The organism is Streptomyces sp. XM83C (genome assembly GCF_023072675.1).
GTDB classification, from domain to species: Bacteria; Actinomycetota; Actinomycetes; order Streptomycetales; family Streptomycetaceae; genus Streptomyces; species Streptomyces thermocoprophilus.
The window spans coordinates 1-2,220 of sequence record NZ_JALLGL010000516.1 but is presented as its reverse complement, the minus strand read 5'-3'; the positions used below and the strand labels follow the sequence as shown (position 1 = coordinate 2,220).

The following is a 2,220-nucleotide window of genomic DNA, read 5'->3' as shown; positions in this document are numbered from 1 at the left end:
GCCCGGGGGCGGGGCCGTGGTGTTCCGGGTGCTGCTGCCGCTGTGTCTGGTGATGACCTTCGCCTATATCGGGGACTCGACCGTCTCCAACTGGAGCGCGAAGTATCTGCAGGACGTGCTCGGCAGCAGCGAGCAGCTCGCGACGGTGCCGTACAACGTGTACATGGTGACGACCCTGCTGGGGCGGTCCATCGGGGACTTCGGGGTACGGAGGTTCGGCGCCGCGGCCGTCGTACGGGCCGGTGCGGTGGTGGCGGCGGGCGGGTTCGCGGTGGTGGCCGGGGCGCCCGGGGCGTGGCCGGGGATGCTCGGCTTCACGCTGGTGGGGCTGGGGTTGTGCGTGCTCGTACCGCAGACTTTCGCGGCTGCGGGGCGGCTGTTCCCGGGGGCGTCGGACGCGGCGGTCGCCCGGCTGAACGTCTTCAATTATGTGGGGTTCCTGGTCGGTTCGCCGTTGGTGGGGGCGCTCGGCGACGCGTGGAGCTATCGCGGGGCGATGCTGGTGCCGATGGCGTTGGTGCTGGTGACACTGGTGTACGCCCGGTCGTTCGCCGCTCAACCGGACCGATACGGTGGCGGGCATGAGCGGCCGCGCACAGCTGATGTGGGACGAGGCAGTAACGGGCTATGACTTCGGTCCGGACCATCCGATGGACCCGGTCCGGCTGGGCCTGACGAAACGGCTTGTCGACGCCTTCGGGCTGGACAAGGACATGCACGTGGTGGCGGCCAAGCCGGCCGGGGAGTCGACGCTGCGGCTGGTCCACCGGGAGGACTACATCGCCGCGGTGAAAGCCGCGTCGGCGGACCCGTCGGCCGCGGACCAGTCGTACGGGCTGGGTACGGTCGACGATCCGGCGTTCGCCGGGATGCACGAGGTGTCCGCGCTGATCGCCGGCCAGTCGGTGGGGGCGGCGGAGGCCGTGTGGCGCGGGGACGCGCTGCACGCGGTGAACTTCGCGGGCGGGCTGCACCATGCGATGCCGGGCGCGGCGTCCGGGTTCTGCATCTACAACGACGCGGCGCTGGCGATCGCGCGGCTGCTGGAGCTGGGTGCGGAGCGGGTGGCGTACGTGGATGTGGACGTGCATCACGGGGACGGGGTGCAGGCCGCGTTCTGGGACGATCCGCGGGTGCTGACGGTGTCGCTGCACGAGCATCCTCGGACGCTGTTCCCGCAGACCGGGTGGCCGGAGGAGACCGGCGGGGACGCGGCGGAAGGGTCCGCGGTGAACGTGGCGTTGCCGGCGGGGACCGGGGATGCGGGGTGGCTGCGGGCCTTTCACGCGGTGGTGCCGGAGCTGCTGGCCGACTTCCGGCCGCAGGTGCTGGTGACGCAGCACGGGGCGGACACGCACTTCGAGGATCCGCTGGCGCATCTGGCGGTGTCGCTGGACGCGCAGCGGGCCGTGCAGGTGGCCTGCCATGAGCTGGCGCACGAGTACGCCGACGGGCGGTGGGTCGCGCTGGGGGGTGGCGGGTACGCCGTGGTGGAGGTCGTGCCTCGGTCATGGACGCATCTGGTGGGGATCGCGGCGGGGCGGCCCGTGGAGCCGGAGACGGTGGTGCCGGAGGAGTGGCGGCGGGAGGTGTTCGCGCGGACGCGGCAGCTGGCGCCGGGGCGGATGACCGATGGGCGGTGGCCTGTGGGGTGGGCCGAGTGGGAGGCGGGGTACGACCCTGCCGACCGGTTGGATCAGGCGGTGCTGGCGACGCGGCGGGCGGTGTTCCCGGTGCGGGGGCTCTTGGCTTAGCGCGGGGTGGCGGTGGCCGGTGCGGTGTGGGGCCCTTTGCCGCCGGCGTGCTGGGTGGCCGGCGTGCCGCTGGGGGTGGGTCTGCGCCCCGGCGTGTGACGGTCACCCGGCGTGGGTGCGGGCGCGGGGGTCGGTCGCGTCACCCGGCGCGTACGGGGTGCCTCCCCCGGAGGGGGTACCCCCGGCGCCCACCTTCCCCCAAGCTCTCGACATCGCTCGAGCAGGGGGCCTCCAGCGGCCTGCGGCGCGACTGCCCGCGGCTGCGTGGGGATGCGTCCCCGGCCCTCGTCGCTGCCAGGGTGGGCAGGCTGTGCCTGCGGCGCGACTGCCTGCGGCTGCGTGGGGATGCGCCGCCCCAGCGGCATGATTGCCCGCAGCTGCGTCAGCCTGCTCGGCCGTAGCTGTGGTGGCTCGTTGCATCTGGTGAACCGTTACTCCGACCGTGGGTTCTCGGGGGGTCTCGGGG

Annotated in this window: 2 protein-coding genes; both read left to right on the top strand. The window is 73.2% G+C overall.

Annotation, left to right across the window (positions count from 1 at the left end; all coding sequences use genetic code 11):
- Window positions 1-631, top strand: a 631-nt coding sequence (locus tag MTQ10_RS29920; protein ID WP_247473674.1) for an MFS transporter, incomplete at its 5' end; no start/stop codon positions are given.
- Window positions 582-1,754: an acetoin utilization protein AcuC gene (locus tag MTQ10_RS29915; RefSeq protein WP_247473671.1), complete on the top strand. Its 1,173-nt coding sequence runs from the start codon at window positions 582-584 to the stop codon at window positions 1,752-1,754. The genes MTQ10_RS29920 and MTQ10_RS29915, both read left to right, overlap by 50 nt.
- Window positions 1,755-2,220: the final 466 nt, after the last annotated feature.

Excerpts from the sequence above, each read along its gene's own strand:
- MTQ10_RS29915 (WP_247473671.1), top strand. The coding sequence starts at position 582 with ATGAGCGGCCGCGCACAGCTGATGTGGGACGAGGCAGTAACGGGCTAT.